The 24,131-nt window shown below is 55.7% G+C and carries 24 protein-coding genes and 2 pseudogenes; 13 read left to right on the top strand and 13 right to left on the bottom strand.

What is annotated here, in order from left to right:
• Positions 1-180 precede the first annotated feature (180 nt).
• A complete protein-coding gene (locus B723_RS13020) occupies positions 181-1,302 on the top strand; it encodes a beta-ketoacyl-ACP synthase III (RefSeq protein ID WP_017337027.1) in 1,122 nt (373 codons plus the stop codon).
• Between the two features lie 197 nt (positions 1,303-1,499).
• Here B723_RS13020 and B723_RS13025 read toward each other — a convergent pair whose 3' ends face one another.
• Positions 1,500-2,816, bottom strand: a complete 1,317-nt coding sequence (locus B723_RS13025; RefSeq protein WP_017337028.1) for a putative porin — start codon at positions 2,814-2,816, stop codon at positions 1,500-1,502.
• A gap of 285 nt (positions 2,817-3,101) precedes the next feature.
• Here B723_RS13025 and B723_RS13030 point away from each other — a divergent pair, with 285 nt between their 5' ends.
• Positions 3,102-4,226, top strand: coding sequence for a GNAT family N-acetyltransferase (locus B723_RS13030; protein ID WP_017337029.1), 1,125 nt, complete (start codon positions 3,102-3,104; stop codon positions 4,224-4,226).
• A gap of 16 nt (positions 4,227-4,242) precedes the next feature.
• On the opposite strand, the gene aqpZ is transcribed toward B723_RS13030, so the two are convergent.
• The 5 genes and pseudogenes from aqpZ to B723_RS13055 all read right to left on the bottom strand — a co-directional run bounded on the left by aqpZ (position 4,243) and on the right by B723_RS13055 (position 9,405).
• Entirely contained in the window at positions 4,243-4,938 is a 696-nt protein-coding gene (gene aqpZ, locus B723_RS13035) for an aquaporin Z (RefSeq protein ID WP_017337030.1), read from the bottom strand.
• 238 nt (positions 4,939-5,176) lie between these two features.
• Entirely contained in the window at positions 5,177-7,009 is a 1,833-nt protein-coding gene (locus B723_RS13040) for an ABC transporter ATP-binding protein (RefSeq protein ID WP_017337031.1), read from the bottom strand.
• 91 nt (positions 7,010-7,100) lie between these two features.
• A complete protein-coding gene (locus tag B723_RS13045) occupies positions 7,101-7,658 on the bottom strand; it encodes a peptidylprolyl isomerase A (protein WP_017337032.1) in 558 nt (185 codons plus the stop codon).
• Positions 7,659-7,661: 3 nt separating this feature from the next.
• Positions 7,662-8,467, bottom strand: a pseudogene (locus B723_RS13050) (alpha/beta fold hydrolase).
• Between the two features lie 14 nt (positions 8,468-8,481).
• Positions 8,482-9,405 (bottom strand): LysR family transcriptional regulator, encoded by a 924-nt coding sequence (locus B723_RS13055; protein ID WP_017337034.1) that lies wholly within the window; start codon positions 9,403-9,405, stop codon positions 8,482-8,484.
• Between the two features lie 49 nt (positions 9,406-9,454).
• Between B723_RS13055 and B723_RS13060 the strand changes: the two genes are divergently transcribed.
• The 3 genes from B723_RS13060 to B723_RS13070 all read left to right on the top strand — a co-directional run bounded on the left by B723_RS13060 (position 9,455) and on the right by B723_RS13070 (position 11,664).
• Positions 9,455-9,769: a hypothetical protein gene (locus tag B723_RS13060; protein WP_017337035.1), complete on the top strand. Its 315-nt coding sequence runs from the start codon at positions 9,455-9,457 to the stop codon at positions 9,767-9,769.
• A 164-nt stretch (positions 9,770-9,933) separates the two neighbouring features.
• Positions 9,934-10,533 carry an FMN-dependent NADH-azoreductase gene (locus B723_RS13065; RefSeq protein WP_017337036.1) on the top strand — a complete coding sequence of 200 codons (600 nt, stop codon included), beginning with the start codon at positions 9,934-9,936 and terminating at the stop codon, positions 10,531-10,533.
• 264 nt (positions 10,534-10,797) lie between these two features.
• Positions 10,798-11,664: a carboxylate/amino acid/amine transporter gene (locus tag B723_RS13070; RefSeq protein WP_017337037.1), complete on the top strand. Its 867-nt coding sequence runs from the start codon at positions 10,798-10,800 to the stop codon at positions 11,662-11,664.
• A 48-nt stretch (positions 11,665-11,712) separates the two neighbouring features.
• Here the strand turns inward: B723_RS13070 and B723_RS13075 are convergent.
• Positions 11,713-12,321, bottom strand: a pseudogene (locus B723_RS13075) (mechanosensitive ion channel family protein); the annotation flags it as partial.
• A gap of 213 nt (positions 12,322-12,534) precedes the next feature.
• On the opposite strand from B723_RS13075, the gene B723_RS13080 reads away from it, so the two are divergent.
• Complete coding sequence (locus tag B723_RS13080; RefSeq protein ID WP_017337039.1) at positions 12,535-13,086, top strand: hypothetical protein; 552 nt, start codon at positions 12,535-12,537, stop codon at positions 13,084-13,086.
• Positions 13,087-13,119: 33 nt separating this feature from the next.
• On the opposite strand, the gene B723_RS13085 is transcribed toward B723_RS13080, so the two are convergent.
• From B723_RS13085 to B723_RS13095, 3 genes are all read right to left on the bottom strand, one after another.
• Entirely contained in the window at positions 13,120-14,697 is a 1,578-nt protein-coding gene (locus B723_RS13085) for an ATP-dependent nuclease (RefSeq protein ID WP_017337040.1), read from the bottom strand.
• A 215-nt stretch (positions 14,698-14,912) separates the two neighbouring features.
• Positions 14,913-15,119: a hypothetical protein gene (locus B723_RS33630; protein WP_017337041.1), complete on the bottom strand. Its 207-nt coding sequence runs from the start codon at positions 15,117-15,119 to the stop codon at positions 14,913-14,915.
• Positions 15,120-15,137: 18 nt separating this feature from the next.
• The gene (locus B723_RS13095) at positions 15,138-15,545 is read right to left on the bottom strand and encodes a hypothetical protein (RefSeq protein WP_031318510.1); all 408 of its coding nucleotides are present in this window, start codon (positions 15,543-15,545) and stop codon (positions 15,138-15,140) included.
• 272 nt (positions 15,546-15,817) lie between these two features.
• Here B723_RS13095 and B723_RS33980 point away from each other — a divergent pair, with 272 nt between their 5' ends.
• Complete coding sequence (locus tag B723_RS33980) at positions 15,818-16,333, top strand: DUF7693 family protein (protein ID WP_017337043.1); 516 nt, start codon at positions 15,818-15,820, stop codon at positions 16,331-16,333.
• A gap of 75 nt (positions 16,334-16,408) precedes the next feature.
• Here the strand turns inward: B723_RS33980 and B723_RS13105 are convergent, their stop codons facing one another.
• Positions 16,409-17,698: an RES family NAD+ phosphorylase gene (locus tag B723_RS13105; RefSeq protein WP_017337044.1), complete on the bottom strand. Its 1,290-nt coding sequence runs from the start codon at positions 17,696-17,698 to the stop codon at positions 16,409-16,411.
• A 145-nt stretch (positions 17,699-17,843) separates the two neighbouring features.
• Between B723_RS13105 and B723_RS13110 the strand changes: the two genes are divergently transcribed.
• From B723_RS13110 to B723_RS13120, 4 genes are all read left to right on the top strand, one after another.
• Positions 17,844-18,320 carry a hypothetical protein gene (locus B723_RS13110; protein ID WP_017337045.1) on the top strand — a complete coding sequence of 159 codons (477 nt, stop codon included), beginning with the start codon at positions 17,844-17,846 and terminating at the stop codon, positions 18,318-18,320.
• 126 nt (positions 18,321-18,446) lie between these two features.
• Positions 18,447-18,917, top strand: coding sequence for an SH3 domain-containing protein (locus tag B723_RS32190; protein ID WP_080995179.1), 471 nt, complete (start codon positions 18,447-18,449; stop codon positions 18,915-18,917).
• A gap of 183 nt (positions 18,918-19,100) precedes the next feature.
• Positions 19,101-20,663: an ATP-dependent nuclease gene (locus B723_RS13115; protein ID WP_017337046.1), complete on the top strand. Its 1,563-nt coding sequence runs from the start codon at positions 19,101-19,103 to the stop codon at positions 20,661-20,663.
• Positions 20,648-21,682, top strand: a complete 1,035-nt coding sequence (locus B723_RS13120) for an AAA family ATPase (RefSeq protein ID WP_031318513.1) — start codon at positions 20,648-20,650, stop codon at positions 21,680-21,682. The genes B723_RS13115 and B723_RS13120 overlap by 16 nt, the downstream gene beginning before the upstream one ends.
• Positions 21,683-21,776: 94 nt before the next feature.
• Here B723_RS13120 and B723_RS13125 read toward each other — a convergent pair whose 3' ends face one another.
• Positions 21,777-22,403, bottom strand: a complete 627-nt coding sequence (locus B723_RS13125; protein WP_131672254.1) for a hypothetical protein — start codon at positions 22,401-22,403, stop codon at positions 21,777-21,779.
• 206 nt (positions 22,404-22,609) lie between these two features.
• On the bottom strand, positions 22,610-23,065 hold the full coding sequence (locus B723_RS13130; protein WP_017337049.1) for a helix-turn-helix domain-containing protein: 456 nt from the start codon (positions 23,063-23,065) through the stop codon (positions 22,610-22,612).
• Positions 23,066-23,222: 157 nt separating this feature from the next.
• On the opposite strand from B723_RS13130, the gene B723_RS13135 reads away from it, so the two are divergent.
• Both B723_RS13135 and B723_RS13140 read left to right on the top strand, forming a co-directional pair.
• Positions 23,223-23,618, top strand: a complete 396-nt coding sequence (locus tag B723_RS13135; protein WP_017337050.1) for a DUF6957 family protein — start codon at positions 23,223-23,225, stop codon at positions 23,616-23,618.
• Positions 23,619-23,660: 42 nt separating this feature from the next.
• A complete protein-coding gene (locus B723_RS13140) occupies positions 23,661-24,131 on the top strand; it encodes a hypothetical protein (RefSeq protein ID WP_017337051.1) in 471 nt (156 codons plus the stop codon).

A 24,131-nucleotide genomic window follows, 5' to 3' on the forward strand; every position in this document is an offset into this window, starting at 1 on the left:
CCAACGTTTATGGCAAACTTCGCGCCTATAAACGCCGGCCCCGCGGTTTTGAGCCTCCACAGGTTCGGGCGGAACGGAATAAAGCGATGCCAGGTTTGATTCCTCTCACGGGAACAGACCCTTTGTGTATTGGTACGTCGGTGCCAATGCTTTCTGCCTGAACAGATTAGAGAAACGACCATGCATAACGTCGTCATCAGCGGCACCGGCCTGTACACCCCGGCCAACAGCATTTCCAACGAAGAGCTGGTGCAGTCTTTCAACGCTTACGTCGCGCAGTTCAACGCCGACAACGCCGATGCCATCGCCCGTGGCGAAATCGAAGCGTTGACCGAGTCCAACGCAGCGTTTATCGAAAAAGCTTCCGGCATCAAAAGCCGCTTCGTCATGGACAAGGACGGCATTCTTGACCCGCAACGCATGGCGCCACGCCTGCCGGAGCGCTCGAACGACGAGTGGTCGGTCCTCTGCCAGATGGCCATCGGCGCGGCCGAACAAGCCTTGCAGCGCGCCGGCAAAACCGCCGCCGACATCGACGGCGTGATCGTTGCCTGCTCCAACCTGCAACGCGCGTACCCGGCTATCGCCATCGAAGTCCAGGAAGCGCTGGGCATCCAGGGTTTCGGTTTCGACATGAACGTCGCCTGCTCCTCGGCGACTTTCGGTATTCAGGCGGCCGCCAACAGCGTGCAACTGGGCCAGGCCCGGGCCGTCCTGATGGTCAACCCGGAAGTCTGCACCGGACACCTGAACTTCCGTGACCGCGACAGCCACTTCATCTTCGGCGACGCGGCCACCGCGGTGATCATCGAGCGCGCCGACCTGGCGACGTCCAAGTATCAGTTCGACGTGGTCAGCACCAAGCTGTTGACCAAGTTCTCCAACAACATCCGCAACAACTTCGGCTTCCTCAACCGCGCGGCGGAAGAGGGCATCGGTGCCAGGGACAAACTGTTCGTGCAGGAAGGCCGCAAGGTGTTCAAGGAAGTCTGCCCGATGGTTGCCGAGCTGATCGGTGCGCACCTGGAAGAGAACCAGCTCAATGTTGGCGACGTGAAGCGCTTCTGGCTGCACCAGGCCAACCTCAGCATGAACCACTTGATCGTCAGGAAACTGCTGGGTCGCGAAGCCACCGAAGAAGAAGCGCCGGTGATTCTCGACACCTACGCCAACACCAGCTCCGCCGGTTCGGTGATTGCGTTTCACAAGAACCAGGACGATCTGGCCGCCGGTTCGCTGGCCGTGCTCAGCTCGTTTGGCGCCGGTTACTCGATTGGCAGCGTGATTCTGCGCAAGCGCTGAGTTCGCTTTAAAAGATCGCAGCCTGCGGCAGCTCCTACTGGGTTACGTAATCCCATGCAGGAGCTGCCGCAGGCTGCGATCTTTTTTTTGCACAAAAAAACTCGCGTTGCAGTATCGGACGGATGATGGGGACCGATACTGCAACGCGAGTTTGTAAAAGCAGTCCGGGCTTCCTTGCCCGGGCCGTGTAGCCGGGATCAGAACTTGGCTTCGGCATCCAGTTGCAGGGTGTTGATTTTCGAGTCCCGCAGCGTGGCGTTGGTGTAGTCGGAATCAGCCATGAAGTAGGTCGCGCCAAGGGCGAAGTTCTTGTCGATCTCGTAGCTCACTTTCAACTTGCTGCCGCGCGAACCGGTGAAACCGTTGGCGAAGTCGGAGTCGGTGAAGGCGCCGACCACCGCGTTACGCTGTACGTCGCGATAGTTGTAGTCCACGCCGAAGCCGAAGACGTTGGTCTTGACACCGGCCAGCCAGCCCATGTCCTGATCGTTGCTGGCATCGTCGTTGTTGACGACTTGACCGTAGATCGACAGCGGCATTGGCAGGCCGCCGATGTCGAGCTGACCAAAGCCTTCGTACAGTTTGAACTGCTCGTTCGCCGTGTTGCCGTTAATGGCCAGGCGGCAGGTGTTCGCCGCACAGGTGTTGTTGATGTCGTTGTCGTTGTCGTAAGCGTAGAGACTGCCACCCAGGGTCATTTTCAGGTTGTCAGTGATCGCGAAACGAGCGCCCAACTGGCCTGCGTACAGACGCAGGTCGTGACGGAACTGCTTGCCTTCGCCGTCGACGTTGTCCTTGAGGGTGTAGTGGCCGGCGCTGCCGAACAGCTCGGTGCTGCCGCCCAACGGGTATTTGTAAGTCAGTGCCAGACCTTCCGGGCTGATGTCGCTATCCCAGATGATGTCGCCCATGCTCACCCATTGCTGTGGCATCTTGCCGCCAACGAGGTGCAGGTTCTTGATGGCATCAGGGTGGTAGTCGACGTAACCCTGGTCCAGCCAGATATCCTTCTTGGTGAAGTTGCCATCCAGGCTCTGGTTGGTGGAACGAGAGTCGTTGTCGCTGCCAGTGGCGATACGGATGCCGGTGTCCACTTGCGGGTTGATTGCCGTGTAGGCACCCAGGCGGACACGGATACGTTGACGATCCTGGTCGCCGGTGTTCGATACGCCATCGTTCTTGACCGTCTCCTGACGGAAACGCACGTCACCCTTGAACTGGGTCTTGGCAGCCCACGCCAGCTTCTGGTCGAAGGTGCTCAGTGCTTCGGTTTTCTTCGCGGTGGCCGCGATCTGCTCGTTGGTCTCTTGTTGAGCCTGACGGGCGATTTGCTGTTCTTTCTGATCCCGGGCCAGTTCGGCTTGCAGTTCGCTGTACTGCGCGTTGGTAATCGAACCGTTAGCCTTCAGCATGTCGAGCAGTTTGCCGTCGACTGCGGCGCTGGCCGGAACACTCATGGCCAGCAGCAGGCCGCCACACAGGGCCGCCGCAGTTTTCGTGGAAGCAAGACGCATATCAATCTCCGAAGATGAGAGGGGATGACTGAGCCATCCGGGGCACAACCGGCCGCAAAGGGACGGAAAACAGTGGCCGGGTGCTATAACCCGGCGCTCTAAAAACAGGCGCCAGTATCGCGATGGTTTATGACAAAGCAGTGGCAATGTGATGGCGTCTCGATGACGATACAAAATCGGAATGAACTTTCTATTCCGGGCTCTGTCGGCGAATCGCGGGTGTGGATTGCGACGCTATAGGCGATACTCGCGAGGCTTTTACGCCAAGAAGTGGGGAAGGAAGTGATGCCGTTGCAACGTCTGGAAAGTCTGTCCGATATAGCGCCGCACACCTGGGATGCCCTGGTGCCGGATGATCAGCCGTTTCTGCGTCATGCCTTTCTCAGCGCACTGGAGGACAGCGGCAGCGTCGGTCCGCATTCCGGGTGGCAGCCCGAGCATTTACTGCATATGGAAGGTGATCGGTTGATCGCCGCGCTGCCCAGCTACCGCAAATGGCACTCCTACGGCGAGTACGTGTTCGATCACGCCTGGGCCGATGCATGCGAGCGTGCCGGCATCGACTATTACCCCAAACTGCTGACTGCCGTGCCCTTCAGCCCGGTCAGCGGCCCGCGTTTGCTGGCCGCCACGGTTGAAGACGGTTTCGAACTGCTGAAGAGTTTGCCCGGCTACCTTGAAATCGAAGAGCTCTCCAGCGCTCACATCAACTTCACGGACCCGTTCACCGACGCGGCACTGGCCGAACACCCTGGCTGGCTGCAACGCATCGGCTGTCAGTACCACTGGCAGAATCGCGGATATCGGGATTTTCAGGACTTCCTCGACGTCCTCAGTTCACGCAAACGCAAGCAGATGCGCAAAGAACGCGAGCAGGTGGCGGGGCAGGGCTTCGAATTCGAATGGCTGGAAGGCCGGCAACTGGATCAGGCGCAGTGGGATTTCGTTTACGCCTGTTACGCCAACACCTACGCAGTGCGTCGGCAACGACCTTATCTGACGCGGGAATTTTTCAGCCTGTTGGCCGAACGCATGCCGGAGTCCATTCGCGTGGTGTTGGCCAGACAGGGCTCACGCCCGGTGGCCATGGCCTTCAGCCTCGTCGGTGGCGACAGTTTTTACGGCCGTTACTGGGGCTGTCTGGCGGAGTTCGACCGGCTGCACTTCGAGACGTGTTTCTATCAAGGCATGGACTACGCGATTGCCAACGGCTTTCAGCGTTTCGATGCCGGTGCTCAGGGTGAACACAAATTGATTCGCGGGTTTGAACCGGTGATCACCCATTCCTGGCACTACTTGCGTCATCCCGGCCTGAAAGCGGCGGTAAAGGACTTCCTGCAGCAGGAACGTCTCGGCGTGCTGGCGTATGCCGAGGAAGCGAGGACCGCCTTGCCTTATCGGCAAGGCTGATCCTTCTCCGTTGGGCTCAAGTGCCTTCCTTGCCCAGCCATCGATAGGTCACGCCACCGATCACCGCACCGAGTAGCGGCGCCACCCAGAACATCCACAATTGCGCGATGGCCCAGCCGCCGACAATCAGTGCCGGGCCGGTGCTGCGGGCCGGGTTGACCGAGGTGTTGGTGATGGGGATCGAGATCAGGTGGATCAGCGTCAGGGCCAGGCCGATGGCGATCGGTGCCAGCCCGGCGGGTGCACGTTTATCGGTGGCGCCGAGGATGATCAGCACGAACATCGCCGTCATCACCAGCTCACAGACAAAGCCTGCGGCCATCGAGTATTTGCCGGGGGAGTGTTCGCCGTAGCCGTTGGAGGCCAGGCCTGCTGAGAGGTCGAAGCCTTCCTTGCCATTGGCGATGTAGTAGATCAGCGCGGCGGCGATGATCCCGCCGATGACTTGCGCAACGATGTAAGCCGGCAGTTCCCTGGCCGGGAAACGACCACCGACGAACAAACCGACTGATACGGCGGGGTTGAGATGGCAACCGGAGATGTGGCCGATGGCGAAGGCCATGGTCAGCACGGTCAGGCCAAACGCGATGGCCACACCGAGCACGCCGATTCCCAGCGGAGACGACGCGGCCAGGACCGCACTGCCGCAACCTCCCAACACCAGCCAGAACGTACCTAACAACTCAGTGACTGAACGTTTGAACAGAGACATGAGATCTTCCTTGATAGGCGAGCTATCGAGTCTGAATCGAGTGACGCATCCTGCGGGTTTACGACAGGTTCATCTTCAGGACCTTGGGTGAGTACAGCAGGGTTTTTCTGGAATTCCAGTGCGGATGGGGAAAGTGCCAGAGCTTGTGGTTGGTGGGGTATGGCGGTTTATTGGGTTGGCTTGGGATTGGAGGCATATCCGTTGTTTTGGTAACGGATATTCACCCAACAAAACAGCCTCAATCGATCCCGACAAACCCCCCAGTCTGATGCTGCCACAATCGCGCATACAACCCGCCCTGCGCCAGCAGTTCAGCATGGGTCCCCGTCTCGGCAATCTGGCCTTTCTCAAGCACCACCAACCGGTCCATCCGCGCAATGGTCGAAAGCCGGTGGGCGATGGCAATCACGGTTTTACCCTGCATCAGGGTTTCGAGACTTTCCTGGATCGCCGCTTCAACTTCCGAGTCCAGCGCGGAGGTGGCTTCGTCCATGATCAGGATCGGCGCATCCTTGAGCAGCACCCGTGCGATGGCGATCCGCTGACGCTGGCCGCCAGAAAGTTTCACCCCGCGCTCACCCACATGCGCATCAAACCCGGTGCGCCCTTCGGCGTCCGACAGCAACGGAATGAACTCGTCGGCACGGGCTTTGTGCACCGCTTCCCAGAGTTCGGCGTCGGTGGCATCGGGTTTGCCGTAAAGCAGGTTGTCGCGGATCGATCGATGCAGCAGCGACGTGTCCTGGGTGATCATGCCAATGCGCTCGCGCAGGCTCTCCTGAGCGACGTCAGCGATGTTCTGGCCGTCGATCAGGATTTGCCCGCCCTGCACGTCATAGAGGCGCAACAGCAGGTTGACCAGGGTCGATTTGCCGGCGCCGGACGGGCCGATCAAGCCGATTTTCTCACCGGGTTTGATCGTCAGGTTGAGGTCGCCGATGATCCCGCTTTTCTTGCCGTAGTGAAAATCCACGTGCTCGAAGCGCACTTCACCACGGGTAACGGCCAACGGTTTTGCCGCTTCACGGTCGGTGACGCTGACCGGTTGCGAGATGGTCTGCAAACCGTCCTGGACCATGCCGATATTTTCGAAAATGCCGGTGACCACCCACATGATCCAGCCAGACATGTTGACGATCCTGATCACCAGGCCGGTGGCCAGGGCGATGGCGCCAACGGTGATCAGCGACTGGGTCCACAGCCACAACGCCAGGCCGGTGGTGGTGACGATCAGCAAGCCGTTCATGCTGGTGATGACCACGTCCATGCTGGTGACCACGCGGCCGGCCAGCTGGGCTTTTACGGTCTGTTCTTCGATGGCTTCCTTGGCGTATTGCTGTTCGAAGTTGGTGTGGGCGAACAGCTTCAGCGTGGTGATGTTGGTATAGCCGTCGACGATCCGCCCCATGAGTTTGGAACGCGCATCCGAAGACACCACGGAGCGTTCTTTCACCCGTGGCACGAAGTAGCAGAGGGCGCCGATGTAGGCGGCGATCCAGGTCAACAACGGGATCATCAGGCGCCAGTCGGCTTCGGCGAACAGCACCAGTGAACTGATCGCGTAGATCAGCACATGCCACAGCGCGTCCACCGCTTGCACGGCCGAATCGCGCAGCGAGTTGCCGGTTTGCATGATGCGTTGGGCGATGCGCCCGGCGAAGTCGTTCTGGAAGAAATTCAGGCTCTGCTTGAGCACGTAGCTGTGATTCTGCCAGCGGATCATGCTGGTCATGCTCGGGCTCAGGGTCTGGTGCACCAGCATGTCATGCAAGGCGAGAAACAGCGGACGCAGAATCAGCGCAACCACTGCCATCCAGGCCAGTTCCACGCCGTGGATCTTGAAGAAGTCGACGTTGGGTGTGCCTTGAGTCAAATCGATGATGCGACTCAGGTAGCTGAACAGCGCCACCTCGATCAGCGCACCGAACAGGCCGACGATCAGCAACACCGCAAACATTGGCCAGACTTGCTTCAGGTAATAGGTATAGAAGGGGAGAACACGATCGGGCGGAGCCGCCGTCGGGGCGTCACGGAATATGTCGATCAGTTTTTCAAAACGGCGATAAAGCATTTGTTCTCCGCCCGCGTGCGGGCTCTCCTTTAAACGATTTGAACGGCGCCGGATACCGGCGGCCGCTCAACACTCCCTGTGCGTTTTGGACTTAGTCGATGCGCTTGGCCGACTTGATGAACACAGGATCGGCAGGCACATCTTTCATGCCGCCACGGGTGGTGGTTTGCGAGTTGACGATGACGTCCACGACATCCATGCCTTTCACGACTTTACCGAAGACAGCATAGCCATCGCCCTGGTCCAGGAAGTCGTTGTCCTTGACGTTGATAAAGAACTGGCTGGTGGCCGAATCCGGCACGGAGGTACGGGCCATGGACAGCGTGCCACGCACGTTATGCAGGCCGTTTTTGGACTCGTTCTTGATCGGTGCCTTGGTTTCTTTTTGCTGCATTTGTTGGGTGAAACCACCGCCCTGGACCATAAAGCCCGGAATCACGCGGTGAAAAATCGTGTTGTTGTAGAAACCGCTGTCGACGTACTCAAGAAAGTTCTTGGTACTGATCGGCGCCTTGACCGGGTCCAGTTCGATTTCGATCTGACCGTTGGTGGTTTCCAGCAGGACGTGCGGTGCCTTGGCGGGCGTGGCGGCCATCAGGTTGGCGGCAAACAGAACGGAGCCAGCGACGAGGGCGATTTTTTTCAGCATGGGTCAGTGATCCTGAGGGTAGTGGTGTCGACTGCAGTGAGAAACTCGAGCAGGGTTTGGTTGAAGTGTTCGGGTTGATCCAGCGGGGTGGCGTGACGCGAATCGGCGATTACCACCAGCCGCGCATCAGGCAGCAGTTTTACGTAAGTCTCCTTCAGCGACACCGGTGTGTAGTCACGGTCGGCGCTGACGATGAGGGTTGGACAGGACACTCTGGAAAGTCGTTCCTGAACGCCCCAGCCAACGATCGCGTCGAAGCTGGCGAGATAAGCATGTTTGTCGTTTTTTGCCCAGCGTTCGGCCATCTTTTGACGCAATTCGGCCTGCTCCGGTTTCGGGAACAGCTTGGCGCCCAAGGCTTTGCCGATGGCGCCCAGACTGAGCGCGCGCATCAGGCTCCAGCGCTTGAACCACTGCCAATAATCGTCGCGACTGCGCAATTTGACCTCGGGCGCGCTGTTGACGATGCACAGGCTTTTGAGCAGTTGCGGCTGATCCACCGCCAGTTGAAAGCCGATCATGCCGCCCATCGACAGGCCCACATAATGCGTCGGGCCAAGGTTCAAATGCTCGATCAAGGCGACCAGGTCGGCGCTGAATCCGGCGATGCTGTAGCGCTCGCGGGGTTTGTCCGAGCGACCGTGGCCGCGCACATCCGGCACGATCACTCGGTAGCGGGCGGACAGCGCCGGGATCTGCTTTTCCCAGTCCAAGGTGCTGGAACCCAGCCCGTGGACCAGCAGCAACGGCGTGCCGTGGCCATATTCCTCGTAGTGCAGGTTGCAACCTTCGTGTTCGAAATAGGCCATGGGTTCACTCCGTGTCAGGCTTGTTCAGGGGCGGCGAAGGGCGCATCCAGCGGCGCGGTGTCGAACGTGCGCAGCAGTTCGATGAGGATCTGTGTCGCCGGGCCCAGCGGTTTGTCCTTGTTCGAATACAGGTAGAAGCTCGGGTTACGGCTGCCGCCCTGGTCCAACGGTAGCAGCTTGAGCGTCCCTTCCTTCAGTTCGCGTTCGATCATGTGCCGGGGCAACCAGGCGAAACCCAGCCCGCTGCCGACAAATGTCGCGGCGGTGGCGAGGCTGCCGACGGTCCAGCGCTGTTCGGCGCCGAGCCAGCCGACATCCCGTGGCTGTTGACGGCCGGAGTCGCGGATCACCACTTGCATCTGGCTTTCCAGGTCCTGGAAATTCAGTTCGCGGTTCAGGCGGTGCAGGGCGTGTTCGGGGTGGGCGACGGCGACGAATTCGACGTCGCTCAATTCCGCGCCCAGGTAACCGGGAATGCTGAAGCCGGTGATTGCCAGATCGGCCACACCTTCGAGCAGGACTTCCTCCACGCCCGACAACACTTCTTCGCGCAGCCGCACCCGGCAGCCGCGGCTTTGCGGCATGAACGCGGTCAGGGCGCGGACGAGGCGGGCACTCGGGTAGGCTGCGTCGACCACCAGCCGCACTTCCGCTTCCCAGCCTTGCTCCATGTGATGCGCCAGGTCTTCCAGTTGGCTGGCCTGTTTCACCAGTTGGCGCGAGCGGCGCAGCAACACGCCGCCGGCTTCGGTCAGCACGGCTTTGCGGCCGTCGATGCGCAGCAACGGCACACCGAGCTGGTCCTGCATGCGCGCCACGGTGTAGCTGACTGACGATTGCGAGCGGTGCAGCGCTTCGGCGGCCTGGGCGAAACCGCCGTGGTCGACCACGGCCTGCAGCGTTCGCCATTGATCAAGGGTCACGCGGGGCGCTTTCATGTTGAGCTCCTCTTGTCCTAAGCTGGCAGTCCTTATTGGAGACTGCCGAATGAAAAAATTCTGTTGTGTGGTGTTGGCGATGCTGCCGCTGACTGCCTTTGCTTACCCGATCGACGTACAAAAACAGTTGAACGGCTTGAGCATCGACTACAACACGTATGACACGGATACCGACATCGCCTCCATTCAGGTGAACAACTACGGCAGCACCGATGCAGTCTGTAAGGTGGTTTTCAATAACGGTCCGGAAGCGCCGCGCACCCGCAATATCGAAGTGGCTGCCGGCAAGCACAAAAATGCCACCGCCAAGTTCAACCGGACCATCATCAAGATGCGCATCAATCTGACCTGCACCCCGAAATAAGCACCAAAATCCTGTGGGAGCGAGCCTGCTCCCTCAGGGTGTATCCAGCTTATAAACGAATTTATTGATGGGTTATAGCAATTATTTGCGCTTTTTCATCGATATGACTCTGTTTAACCTTCACTCCATCGACTTACAGCATTCTCAGATGGAGCCTACATCCCATGTCCCGCGTTCTGATCATCGAAAGCAGCGCCCGTCAGCAAGACTCGGTGTCCCGTCAACTGACCCAGACCTTCATCAACCAGTGGAAAGCCGCCCACCCCAACGATCAGATCACCGTGCGTGACCTGGCCGTCAATCCGGTGCCGCACCTGGACATCAACCTGTTGGGCGGCTGGATGAAACCCGCCGAGCAGCGCAGCGACATCGAACAGGTTTCCCTGGAGCGCTCCAACCAGTTGACCGATGAATTGCTGGCCGCTGACGTGCTGGTCATGGCCGCTCCCATGTACAACTTCGCGATCCCGAGCACGCTGAAAGCCTGGCTCGACCACGTGCTGCGTGCCGGCGTGACCTTCAAGTACACCGAGACCGGCCCGCAAGGCCTGCTCAGTGGCAAGCGCGCTTACGTGTTGACCGCTCGCGGCGGTATCTACGCCGGTAGCACCGCGGATCATCAGGAACCCTACCTGCGCCAGGTCATGGGCTTCATCGGCATTCACGACGTGACTTTCATCCACGCCGAAGGCATGAACCTGGGCGGCGACTTCCAGGAGAAGGGACTGAACCAGGCCAACGCCAAGCTTTCCCAGGTCGCCTGACCCGTTAATCGCCAGATAATCGCTGGATGGTCTAGTGACCTGGCGCAACCCTTCAAGCCTGTACGCGCATCGACCTCCCTTTGCACTTGTTGCTCCTGAGTGCTGTAGCCCGATTGAACGCTTTAGCGAGATCGGGCTTTTTTTTGTCTGCGGTTTGATGGCGGACACAGATCCCTGTGTGCGGGCTTGCCCGCAGGTTTATGTGTGTTCTCGCGATCGCCGGCAAAACCCGCTATCGTCGCCGCCATTCAAAACGAGGCGAGCATGGGCTATCTACTTTTTGTCACGCTGATCCAGGCGTTTTCCTTCAGTCTGATCGGCGAATACCTGGCCGGTCATGTCGACAGTTACTTCGCAGTGCTGGTGCGGGTGTTGCTGGCGGGTTTGGTGTTTATTCCGCTGACGCGCTGGCGTTCGGTCGAACCGGCGTTCATGCGCGGCATGCTGCTGATCGGCGCGTTGCAGTTTGGCGTGACCTACGTCTGCCTGTATCTGAGCTTCCGGGTGCTGACGGTGCCGGAAGTCTTGCTGTTCACCATCCTCACGCCACTGCATGTGACGTTGATTGAAGATGCGCTTAACCGGCGTTTCAATCCATGGGCGCTGGTCGCAGCGCTGGTGGCAGTGCTCGGCGCAGCGGTGATCCGCTTTGACCGGATCAACCCGGATTTCTTCATGGGGTTCCTGCTGCTGCAACTGGCCAACTTCACCTACGCCGCCGGGCAGGTGCTTTATAAGCATCTGGTGGCGCGTCATCCGAGCGATCTGCCGCATTACCGGCGCTTCGGTTTTTTCTATCTCGGCGCATTGGCGGTGGCGTTGCCGGCCTTTCTGCTGTTCGGCAAACAGAATTTCCTGCCCGAAGCACCGCTGCAATGGGGCGTGCTGGTGTTCCTCGGCCTGGTCTCGACCGCGTTGGGGTTGTACTGGTGGAACAAGGGCGCGTGCCTGGTGAATGGCGGGACGTTGGCGGTGATGAACAACCTGCATGTGCCGGTGGGGTTGCTGATCAATCTGCTGATCTGGAATCAGCATGAGGAGCTGGGGCGCTTGTTTTTGGGTGGTTCGGTGATTTTGATGGCGGTGTGGATTAGCCGGTTGGGTATACGCCAACCGGCAGTCGCGCACTAAACCCTTGTGGGAGCGAGCAGGCTCGCTCCCACAAGGGGAGACCTGAAGTTACATGACGTGTTTTTCAGGCTCTGGAATGTGGCTGGCGCCCAGCATGGCCGGGAGCAACCCGGCCCTGAGATCCCCGCCACTCGGCTGCTGATAAAGGCTTAACCCGAACTCCGGCAGCACCGCCAGCAAGTAATCGAAAATATCCCCCTGAATCCGCTCGTAATCCGCCCACGCCGTGGTGCGGGTGAAGCAGTAGATTTCCAGCGGAATCCCCTGCGCCGTGGTTTGCATCTGCCGGACCATGCAGGTCATGTTCGGCTGAATCTCCGTGTGGCTCTTCAAATACGCCAGCGCATAGGCGCGGAAGGTCCCGATGTTGGTCATCCGCCGCCGGTTGGCCGACATGGCCGCGACGTTGCCCTGAGCCTCGTTCCACGCCTTGAGTTCAGCCTGTTTGCGGCTGATGTAATCGGTCAGCAGATGCACCTGGGACAGCTTCTGCTCTTCATCATCACGGATGAATCGCACACCGCTTGCGTCGATGAACAGGCTGCGTTTGATCCGTCGCCCACCCGACTGCTGCATGCCGCGCCAGTTCTTGAACGACTCGGACATCAGGCGCCAGGTCGGAATCGAAACGATGGTCTTGTCGAAGTTCTGCACGCGTGAGCTTATTATTGAAATGGACATATCAAATTCATGAAAATCAATTAGTTACAAGAAAACGGTAAGTGTCCATTTTTCTTCGCTAATTTTGACAGCTCTCGAGCAGCGGCAACAGCTTCCGCCATATACGCGTTAGGTTGTGGGGATATGCAGGCATGCTAGTGATAGCCTATCCGAGCTTCTCGGCTACAATCGGCGCTTGCGGAATACATCATGATCAACCTCCATCGCTTAATCACTAAACTGTTTCCCGACCGCCGTCCTCAACAAGAGAAGAAGCGTGAGCGCGAGTTCATCCAGGCGGCCAACTCCTTGAAGACCCTCAAGGTGACACCGGAGGGCGGGATGTCCATCGATCCCGAAGAACTCCGAGATCAGATAATCGCCTCACGTCAGCAGTTGAAGCATCTTGTCCACAAACCAGGAGCGCCTAGGAAACCTTTCGAGGCAGCGACAGGCCTCCTGCTGGAACAGGAAGCGAGTCCCTCCGTAGAGACGCCAGTGGGTGCCATGGACTGTATCGAGGTGGTGGCTTGGCGTCGGTTGCACAGTGGCGGTGCAGTGCGTTATCTGTGCCTCCAGTCTACGAGTACGGGGCGATTCGCTGTCGCGACCGCAAGCCTGTTCTCGGACGGCACGCAAAGTATCCCAACTTGGATCGAAGCCAACACCGCCAAGCACGTCGCCAATGCCATACAGAACGATCATCTCCGCTGGTTGGCTACTGTGAGCGAGGCGATGGACGCTTGGGATGCACACCTTTGATTGCCTTGAGGCGAGACTTACCGACGCTTGGGCCTACAACTGCCATGCCTCAATAGTGTTGAAAAGTCTTTCAATCTGAGTTGGCAAGTCGGTTTGTGGGTCATAGCTATGGTTGAAAGTGCTACCCCCGGCTACGAACTTGTCCGCGATTGTAACTTTTGAATAAGTAGTAATTTGCTTTAGTCTAGCGCCGAAAATCCGATAATGCTTGTCTCGAAAAGCTGCTGGCAAATAACTTTCAATCGTATAGCCATCAGTCACCCAGCAATATCCTGTCTTCGATTCATGTTCAGCAATGTCTGCCCAAACCTGATATTTCACGCAGTTTTGGTTAATGCATTCATCAGTGCCGTCAGCTGCGCGCTGAAAGTCTAGATCTCGATCCATAACTACTATGGAGTTCCTGTTTATACTGAATATGTCAATTAATCCTGGCGTAGCATTTGATGTGAAATGGCCGAGCATAGAGCCGCCGTAAAAAACGAAGGAGAAATCAAGATTCTCCATGGGCATGGATTTACCATGCGTCGAGCACCAGAGCGAAAGCCAGTGCAAAATGTAGATTCGATCAGACGCCCCTTCGACCCATATCACTCCGTTGGCTTGAAAAACATCGCTTGGTTTTATGCCGAGCCCTGACAGAGCCCTTGCAGGTGATGTTAATTCTGATAATGCGTAACCATTTACTTCAAATAGCTTTGTGTCTGGTACAGACCAGCTTGATATGTCTAGAAGCACAGAAGAGTGCGTAGAGATGAAAAGCTGAAGGTTCTTGCGGGTGACGATTTCAGAAACTCTAGCCATCATGAGTCTCTGAAGCGTTGGATGCAGGTGGACTTCAGGCTCCTCGATGACACATATCTGGTCATCCTTAACAGAGTTCAGCCATCCTATTAGTCCAGCAAACGCCCGCCATCCAGACGGCAGCATCTTTATTGGGATATGGTTGTACTGACCTAAATCATCGTTGAGGTAGACACCTAACGTATTCTTATCAAGAAAGCTAATTGGGTTGGCATGCTTGTAGGCGTCATCTGCATTTGGAGGCCTTTTATAGTCTACTTGGTCGGGCTGCAATGGGTGCGGCGCGAGTCCCACTAGATGCTTGCCATCATTATTGAGCGCGTTGATGACTTTGTTAATACAAACTCCGCGCTCGTCGTGTGATGAGCGAAAACTAATTATTGCTTCTAGTTTATCTAAAACCTTTAAAAGTTCTTTGGGAGATTTCGACGATTTACTGTAAATGCTTCCCTTGAATAAGTGTCTGTCTTCTCGTGTGGTAACGGCTATGTATGTGCCAAATTCATCAATATCTAGCTTGTTGAATACTGAAGCTACCCAAGCTCCATTGTCAAAGTAGATGATGGAAGCCGCCACGGTAGTGGATCGCATGTTTTCACGAGCAATCGTTTTTATAATCTCAACATCCTTGAGTGCGCGCACCATATCTAGCACAGTTGACTTACCGCCGCCGTTGGGGCCGACGAAAATATTAACCTTTGAAGCTTTGACTTGAGGAACATCACGCGGTTTAAGGGAGTTGGTCTGCATGATGTTATTGAGGCAGAGTGTTCGAAGCCCCAACAGACCAAAACTTTTAATATGCAAGACTGTATTCCTTTACTGATTGATTTTGATAGGCGCACTCATTAGGCATCTTCTGAAAATGAGCTCCCGAGCGGTGCAGGCGTCACGCTCGTATTGTACCTAGAGAGACGGAAGGAGAGGTGCTTGCAGGAGTTGTAGTCGCCGGCACCGGCAGCTTTCACACTGGTGGGCTATCCGCGATATACAGGAAGAAACAGTACGGGCTGTGGTGAGGTTTACTGAAACCAAGGCCCCCAGGTCGGCGGGTTCTCAACGATGTCGATTGAGGTGCTGAGCTCGTCCTGAATGTGTTCAAAAACTCTGTCGAGACTTGGATGAGCTTTCGACTCTCGCAGGGCAGTCACTACTTCCAGTAGCTCCCGGCCTTGGGCTACATGCATTTGGATATCGCAATACACGGTGTCATCGCTGTCTCGTTCCACGTCTTTTCTCCGTCTGCATCAATCCAGCTTGGGCTTACTTCTGGCAGCTCTGTGTGCCTCGAGGTGCTGCATCTCTGATTCCCAACAAGCCAGGAATTTACACCAGTCCGCAGCGTAAGGCCCATCTAACAATCTGGTCGACCCGATACTCGCCTGATTGAAGCGCTCCCTCCAGGGCTGGGGGATAGTCTGCTCCAAAATGATGTCGATTCCGGAGTGGTGATACTGCACGGTGACACAATCCCGAAGCTGGTTGAGCTCAAGTGCCTTGTCAGCATGAGGGGAGTATTTCCGTTCTTGAAGATCAAGGTTATCAAGGATAGATAAGGCATCGAACGCCTTCAAATCGCCTGGAGATATGTTCGCAAGCATCCACAAAGCCTTTCGTCTCTTGGCCTCCAGTTCGCGGAGTTCATCGTCGGGCATTTGAGTTACCTCTTGTTGGCGTTGATGGCGTGCCGCCTGCGGCGTCAGGCTGCCGTGAATCGAGCCCCGCCAAGGCGTGTCTCGACCCTGCGGGCTCGCATCCCTCACGCCTGCGCGCTCCGCTTGCTTGGTGTCTGAGCCTCTGTGAAGCATAGATCGCAACGCATCCTACCCTCATGATTCGGAGCTCGGCATCGCTATTCGCAGCGTTCTGTTATCGTTCTAAAAGTAATTTAGTCGCTCTTAGTCATCAGCCTTCTGGGGAGCCGGGAATGGACACAACTCGACGTGTACCAGGCAGAGCCTACCAAAAGGTTCGCGATCCCGAGCGCCTACTCATTGAAGAACGCGCCGAAGCTCTATCCGCTGCCGGCTACCCGCTGCCAGCTGATGACCCGGCTATGTACGCTGAGCAAAGGCTGAAAGAGGCCAGAGCGGCAGCGCGTTCATCCCAGGTAGGTAGCGTTAGCGAAAACACTGCGGCTGAGCTCTCCGCAAGAGAGGTATCCCACGTACTTAGGGAGGTGATTTTGGGTCGAAGCGTCATGAGTAAGGTAGGTCATGAATCGTGGGACGAAATTTATGCCGGCCACTTCCAGATCAATGTAGATGGTTGGGAGATATCGATTTACAACGACTGCGATCAGCTCGACTACTGCGAAAAATGCATCAGCCCGGATGGGCGACACTGGTCGTTTGACTCCGGAGATCGCTTTGGCACAGACCCCATTGCACTGCTATCTGTATGGGAGCATCAGATGCTTGAGAAACTGCTGAAGGCTCTCTAGCGGTCGACTTTTAGTCGGCAACGACGACTGCCGCAGCCGCGCACCTTCTAACACCTACGTCAGCGTACATAGCCTCTAGTAATCATCCCAGTCGTCGTAATGCTCGTCGGACTCTGGCTGACCATCATCGCGCTGCAGGTCTTCAGTTATGAATTTGACACGACAAACCTTATGCCTTACCAGCGTGTCAGGCACGTACTCAATCGCAGGCGTCTGCGATGAGGGGCTGCTAAGCAAATCATCTAGGTTCGTGAAAGCAGTTCTAGGCTCGAGTGAAGCCACCACGGCATGATTAAAAAGGGTCAGGTTTGTACCTTTCCGCACTTGAGCTGATTCGAACAGCACTCCGTCGAGCGGCGGGTCGAATTGTGTAGCTAGGTACTCCGCCATGACTTGTGTAGCTAGGTATTCGTGTTCCTGGTTCGGAAGCACCGGAACGGTAATTTTTGCGTGGAGTGTTTTCAAGAAGATGCGCCTACCCATTTGCTCTTCGTAGCTGGCTTCAAACGCACTCAACGGCCTCGCTTCGTAGGCTTCATCCAATGCGATGAAATCCAGGACGCGAACGGGTCTTGTGAGTTTGAATTCTCCGCTTACGACTCGTCCTCCTACTGGCGGGCGAAGCTCGGCAACACAGGTCTTTCGGTCAAAAGCGCCATAAAAAGCGGCCAGCCCTTTAGGGTTCATTCGGCCAGCACCTGCGGCCTCCTTGGGTGGAGGGCCGAGTTCTGCAGCAGGCTTGCTAATGATCGAGTCGTATTCTGAAGCGGAATCACAGCGCCTAGCACGAAAGATCTGATCGTCGACAAGCTCTCTGACAACGGACATCAAGCCATTAGGGCTTTTGAAGGATGAGAGCCCTCGAAACAGCCAGTCCAGAAAATCCTTGGCATGCTGACTAAAAAATCGATTTCCATGCTTCATTTCGTTCTGAAAATTCAGCCATCGAGCTTCTGCTTCCCTTGGTCGAATCACTCTCCACTCATAGTTTTCATCATCGCTGTACCTCGCGTCACCTCCTTGCATGATGTCGTAATGGGAGCTTTCGTTGAGGTCGCAGAGAACACGCTCGGCAACCGGGTCGTCCTCATCCAAACCAAGCAATTCTGCGACATGGAAGATAAGGGGATCGCCAGTCTGCTCTGTTTCAGAGCGTTTTCCGTTGTCATCGTACTGATCGTATATCGCTCCAGGATGGCAATACTTCTGGAGGACATCGTCGACCATGCTGATCAGGTCTTCGAATGGGATACCCTTACGCCTTTTTAGGCAGAACGAGCACTCCGCAGTCACGCCTGTTCGCCTGATCAACCTAATGAGATAGGCTTCGTTCAAGCATTGGTGGCAGATCAGGTCTTTGTCCATGGGGCTGTGCCTAGCAAAGTTCAGATGGCGGTGATTCTAAGTCACCTTAGACGCTGAGCCCGATGGAAACTTGCTGCGTCTTAGTCTTCCGTCTTCAGGGCGCGTCCTGGCAATCAGATAACGCAACTGCACAGAGACATGTCACATGAAGCAACCGCTCCTCGATTTCGATCTCAAACGCGTTTCTCGCCAGCACTACATAACTGGCAAGGCCGCAATCAATTTCCCTCACCCAGGGTGTATCACCGGTGGGTGGCACTTCCTGTCGTACTTTGACCGAGAGGCAGGGGTCGCCAAAGTATCGCTTGCAGGGATTCACTACCCAGATACCGACGCCTTTTTTGGTGACACGGGCATCACTGATGTTACCGAGCAGTTGAGGAAGCGCGGCTGGCCCGTAGAGGATAAAAGGCTCTTTATGGCTGATCACTATAGAGCCGCAACTGACATGATCGTTAAATGGGCGTTGAGCGATTCAACACATTGCAATGTAGAAGTCGCGGAATGGTTTCCTTCCCCTGAGGCAAGGAATCGGTTGCTTAAGGTGCTTGATCTTGGCAAGCCCCAGCTTTCTGAACTGCACAGGCTGCAAAAAGTGGACGCTTGGCTAAGCTCGCAATAGGTGATGACGTCCGGGTGGTCAGGAAGACAGCCGTGTAATACATGCTGAATGAGAGCAATGGATATGCGCAAGAAGTCCCCGTCATGGTTTGTCCCGCTCCTGATTCTTTTTGCCGTCCTGTGGGCAATGGGGAAGAAAGACACGCCTCCAGCCCCGGTACAGCCACACGCTCTTAGCTCGCCGAATACGCAAGCGTCGATTTCCCCGGCCTCACCGCCAACCCCGGCTCCTGCTTCCGCAACTGAGCACTTTGTGAGTGCTGATAATCTCAATGTCAGGGATCAACCAGGTGGAAAGGTCATCTCCAAACTGAGGCGCGGGGAAAAGGTTCAGGTCTTCGAGACGAGGAATGAATGGGCGCGTATCAGCATTGATGGTCAATCTTCGAAATGGCTTTCGTCCAAGAGTCTATGCAGTGGGCCTGGCTGCTACGTTGTTCCGAAGCCCAGACCGTCGGCCCAGCTTCCACTACCCGCTCGCCAACAGACTCCAGCTTACGGTTCCTCGTGCCCCTGTTCCTCTGGAAACGTGTGTATAGGGCCTAGGGGTGGTCGATACTGCATTACCTCTGGCGGTAACAAACGGTACGGCGTTTGAGCGATTATCTGATGGCGTCTTGCGGGGGATTACACTCTCGTAGGCGCTTTAGCCGGTAAACGAGCCGATCTCTTGACGAGGTTTCGTTGCAGATGGATATGTATTGGCTATGAATCCGTAACCACCTGACTCAACAACCATGTGGTTCAACTTCATTTTTGATTTTCCAGCTCAGGGCTAAACATGCACACCATACGGAAAGTGGTAATTCAGAATTTCAAAAAATTCAAAACGCTCACGCTCGATTTTGAGTCTGGGAAGAATGTGCTGATTGGCAACAATGAGGCAGGAAAAAGCAGCATTTTGCTCGCGCTAGACCTCGCGCTCGGCGGGAGTCGCAACCGCATTGAAGCTCTGGGTGCAGAAACACTGCTCAACAAGGATTCGGTGAACACCTTCCTCGCAGGGGAGAAGACCCTAGAAAAACTACCTGAGCTGATAGTCGACGTTTTCCTAGAGGAAGGTGACGACGAAGGCCTGTATGGAACCAACAACTCCCACCAGCGCCAGACTGACGGCGTGCGCATGATCCTTGCGGTGATGGCCGAGTATGGCGAAGCGGTGCAAGCCATCTTGGCTGATGATCAACCGAACTTCCCGTTCGAATATTACGCGGTGCGGTTTGAAACGTTCGCCTGCAGGCCTTATGCAGCTTTCAACCGACCCATCAAACACATGATGCTAGACGGTTCACGTATTGATGGCGACCACGCATCTCGTGAATACACCCGAGCTGTGTACGCTTTCAACGCCCCCGTTGAAGACCGCTATAAGCTTGAAAACCTGTATCGCCAAGGCAAGCAGGCTTTTACAGGACAACATCTCGCAGCCCTCAACGCTGACCTACCCGCGTATCAGTTTGACGTACGGAGTAGCGTCCGGTCGAACCTGGAAACTGACCTAATCATCACGGAAGACAATATTCCGCTTGAGAACCACGGCAAAGGAAGGCAGTGCTTCATCAAGACTGAATTTGCGCTGAGCAAGCACAAGCAAGGCGGCTTGGATGTAATGCTCTTGGAGGAGCCTGAGAACCACCTCAGCCATTCCTCCATGAAAGCACTTGTCGCCAAGCTAGCGGAGAACGAGAGCACCCAGCTTTTCATTGCAACCCACAGCAGCCATATCTGCTCAAGGCTTGATCTTCGGCATGCCCTTTTGATCGGCCCGAATGCAGCTGCTGGCTCACTTAAAGCCCTATCACCTGACACCGCAGAATTCTTCATGAAGGCCCCGGATAACAACGTCCTGGAGTTCGCGCTCTCGAAGAAGGTGATATTGGTTGAAGGTGATGCTGAATTCATCCTGGTGGAAGAGTTCTATAAGCAATGTACAAATGGGCGCCTACCGCATGTCGATGACGTCCACATAATCTCTATTGGGGGCACCAGCTTCAAAAGGTACATGGAACTCGCTAACCTGCTCGGAATTCGAGTCGCAGCCATACGAGACAATGACAAGGATTATCAGAAAAACTGCGTAGAAAACTACGTCGACTTCGCTTCGGATAATGCCAAAGTCTTTGCCGACAAAGACAATGCCCGTTCAACCTTCGAAATAGGGTTGCACAACGACAACGAGGAAACCTGCAAGACCGTCTTCGGCCCAGGACGAAAAACCCTCTCCCCCTTGGAATACATGCTGGCAAACAAGGCAGAAGCCGCGTTTGAGCTGCTCAAGGGAAAGCCAGGCGAGCTCACCGTTCCTGCCTACATCGCGGAGGCAATCCAATGGATAAACGAGTGATGTTCGCTGTGGCAGGTTCAGGGAAGACCACCTTGCTAGTGAAGCGTCTGAGCCTAGAAAAGCGCGCACTGATAATCACCTACACGGAGAACAACTATCGCCATTTGCGCGATAGCATCATCAAACGGTTTGGCCATGTGCCGAAAAACATCAACCTGCTGAGTTATTTCACGTTCCTTTATAGCTTCTGCTATCGCCCTCTGCTGCAAGTGCATATGCAGACGCGGGGAATCAGCTTTCGAGCTCCGCACGCCCGTACGCTAAAGCTCAAACGGGACAATATGGCGTATTACGCTACTACAAGCGGCAGCGTTTACCACAATCGCCTCGCAAAGCTCCTAGAGACCGTTAATGCAATTCCTGACGTGATGGCGCGAATGGAGCGCTTTTACGATGAGTTTTATGTCGACGAAGTTCAAGACCTAGCAGGTCATGATTTCAACCTGCTAATGGCATTAGCGAAAGCCAAGGTTGAAATGCTATTTGTAGGTGACTTCTATCAGCATACGTTCGACACCAGTCGTGATGGAAACGTGAACAGCTCGCTACACGCTGACATTGGGAAATACGAAAAGCTTTTTCAAAAGGCGGGTGTGACTGTCGACAAGGAGACACTGAGTCGAAGCTGGAGGTGTGGCGTCACCGTATGTGATTTCATACGTGCACATCTGCAGATTGATATGCAGTCACAGCACACGTATGAAACCGAAATCATTCCTCTGGCCAATCAAGTCGATGCTAACGCCGTGCACGCCGATGGCAACGTGGTGAAGCTGTTCTACCAGGAACATTATAAATACGGGTGTCTGTCTAACAACTGGGGTGCCAGTAAAGGTCTGGATCACTACAACGATGTATGCGTTGTGCTGGGTACTACTCACTGGAAGGTCTACGAAAAATCCTCGCTTGCCGATCTCCCTCCACAGACAAAAAACAAACTCTATGTTGCCTTCTCACGGACACGCGGGAGGTTGTATCTGGCGCCCGAAAAACTTTTCAAACGATTTAAAACAGATTAGGTCGGAGCCATAGGCGGTGATCTCTGGCCTAAGATCTTGCCCGGCAAGCATGATCAGCATGAAGGGTAACTGCCTGGCATCACACCTAGCGTGATCAGTCGCCAGGCTTTCCCTGCTCCATCTCCCCAATCCAGCTATATGTGCCGTTTAGCCAAACGAAGACGCTGTTGAGCACCTCGCGCAAGTGCCGGATGTTGATGTGCGTAACGTCTGGGAGATGGTCTTTACCACTATTGGTCGTCGCATACCGAAACGCCATCGAGTCTGGGTCAACGTTGTCCAACTGGCGAATGAACTCGTGAACAGCAGTAGCATTGGCGTCAGAGCGCTCTAGACCGATGCCCTTGAGCAGATGACGCAACTCCGACCACAGAGGCATCAACGGATGCTTGTCGTAGTTCTTGGGCTCTTTGCCTGTCAGAGCGCGAGCACTCTTTAGCATCAGCTTGAACTGCAGCTCCAAGGAGTGGCGGTATAGAAAAAGCAAAGGGTAAATGCCGCTATCCAATGGCACCTGACGATTCGCCATCGCCTCCACAAGTCCGTCAGCGGCATCTTTGTATGCAAAAGCATAGAGATCGACACGAAAGTGAGACCAGTTCAGCATCGCGTTGTACTGCCAATCTTCACCCTGGATAAACAGCTGCTGGCCGGAGAAGTCTGCCGGCCACTGGATGGCCTCAAGCTCCGGGTCGAGCATCGGTGGCGATTCCTCATCCATATCGTCTTCTCACGTTGGCCAGTCCATGGTTCAGAACTTTACGAGTCTGGGTGGACTACCGGCAACCTGTAAGTGGTTTTCTAGCGTGGACTACTGTGCGAGAAAGCGTGATCCAAGGCTGAGGTCACATTGTCCTTTTTGCTGGATACTGACATCGAAAAATGGCTCTGATCCATGCTGGGCAGGGTTTGGTGCCTAATTGAGTCTCAACCGCCAACGTACCACAGCCGGTTAACTGTGCTCTTGGGCAGTTCTAATTGCCGGCAAACCTCCGCTTGAGAAAGGCCTGCCGCCTTGAGATCGCGCACCGCTTTGAGTCTTTCTGCGGCAGCGATCCTCTGGGGCGTAGTGAGCTTTTGGGGTTCGGCAGGTAGCTGCTCATCAAGAACACCGAGCTGCATGAGTTCTTTCATTGTGTCATTCAGAACTGAGCGCGCGGTCTTGCCCTCATCGGCTGCGGCCACCAGTGTGAGAAAGGAGAGTGGCATTAGGCCTAGCGCTTTAGCTAAATCGGCACTGAGATCGACGGTAGCCGATGTCGTCGATGCTTCCAAGCGGCTTATGTGTGCTTGATCAGTCTGTTGCTGGAGGTCTGCTTGCGACAACCCATGTCGAACCCTCAGCCACTGTAGCGTTGCCGCATATGCCTTCCGCAAAGACATCCAGCGCACCTCTCCACAAAAGGAGACGGTATGCCCCGTTTGATGAGTTCCACACAAATGTATATAGTCATTGCGATGGGACGAAAGATGCGCAACCTTTGCGATCTGTGCGTGCGCAGAGCCCTATTTCCTTTGTCGCCAATAGGATCATCAATTTATGACTAATTCTTCTGAGCACGAGCTGCTGCGGGAGGGGGAAATCTCCTCTGCTGGCACGTCGCTGTCTCATGCAGAAGTGGAAGTATTGGTCGCGGGGCGCTTCGGTCGTAAGCCTTTTTGCACCGTCGAGGACTGGGTCATCTTCCACGTCGACGAATCCCCAGAGTCGCTCGCGAAAGTACGAGCTACTGGTCTGGAGCCGATGTTCATGTATGCCCACTGCGTCATCCATGACGGTCATGGCCGGTTTCCGCCAGGGGGCTGGGTGCGCTCGACCCTGTGTAAATCGTTCGACGGTGTTTGCCTGTTCGAGACGCGAAACACGGTGTACGTGCTCGTGGGAAAAGGGCGCGAGATGACTGCCTCGCTGAAGACAATATTTGGCTTATGTTAATCGCAGGCGCACTTCGCGGGCCTGCTCAACACGAGATACACGATGTTCAGGATTAGCATGCAAGACCAGGCCGGCCCGGTGGGTATGTTCGGGGACGGTCTCGCTCACTTCCACGCCATGTCGCGATCCTTGGTTACTCATTGGTATCACGTCAGTCTCAAGCGCCGGCATGAGGGACGGTTCGTAGCTTATGAAGAGATGCTGAACGATGAGCCTCGCTTGGTGGAGCTGCTGGTCTCCCAAGACGAGAGCATGGTCATTCAAGATGTCCAGGTCGTTACCCCGGCATGGATGAACAAAGGGTCAGGCTGGAAGATGGAAAAGCTGAAATCGCTTTCCATGGGGTTCAACCAAGCAGAAGTGCCGATCTGTGTTCTGCACGTCGAGAGTGGTGATGTGTACGTCAATACCCATCAGCGCGACCTCGATGTCGATGCCTTGGTTGGGGTCAGGGAGCTATATCGGCGCAGCGCTGCAACCACCGGCGTAGCCTCAGCGTCGGAGGCTCTGTAG

Source organism: Pseudomonas fluorescens NCIMB 11764, assembly GCF_000293885.2.
GTDB classification, from domain to species: domain Bacteria; phylum Pseudomonadota; class Gammaproteobacteria; order Pseudomonadales; family Pseudomonadaceae; genus Aquipseudomonas; species Aquipseudomonas fluorescens_B.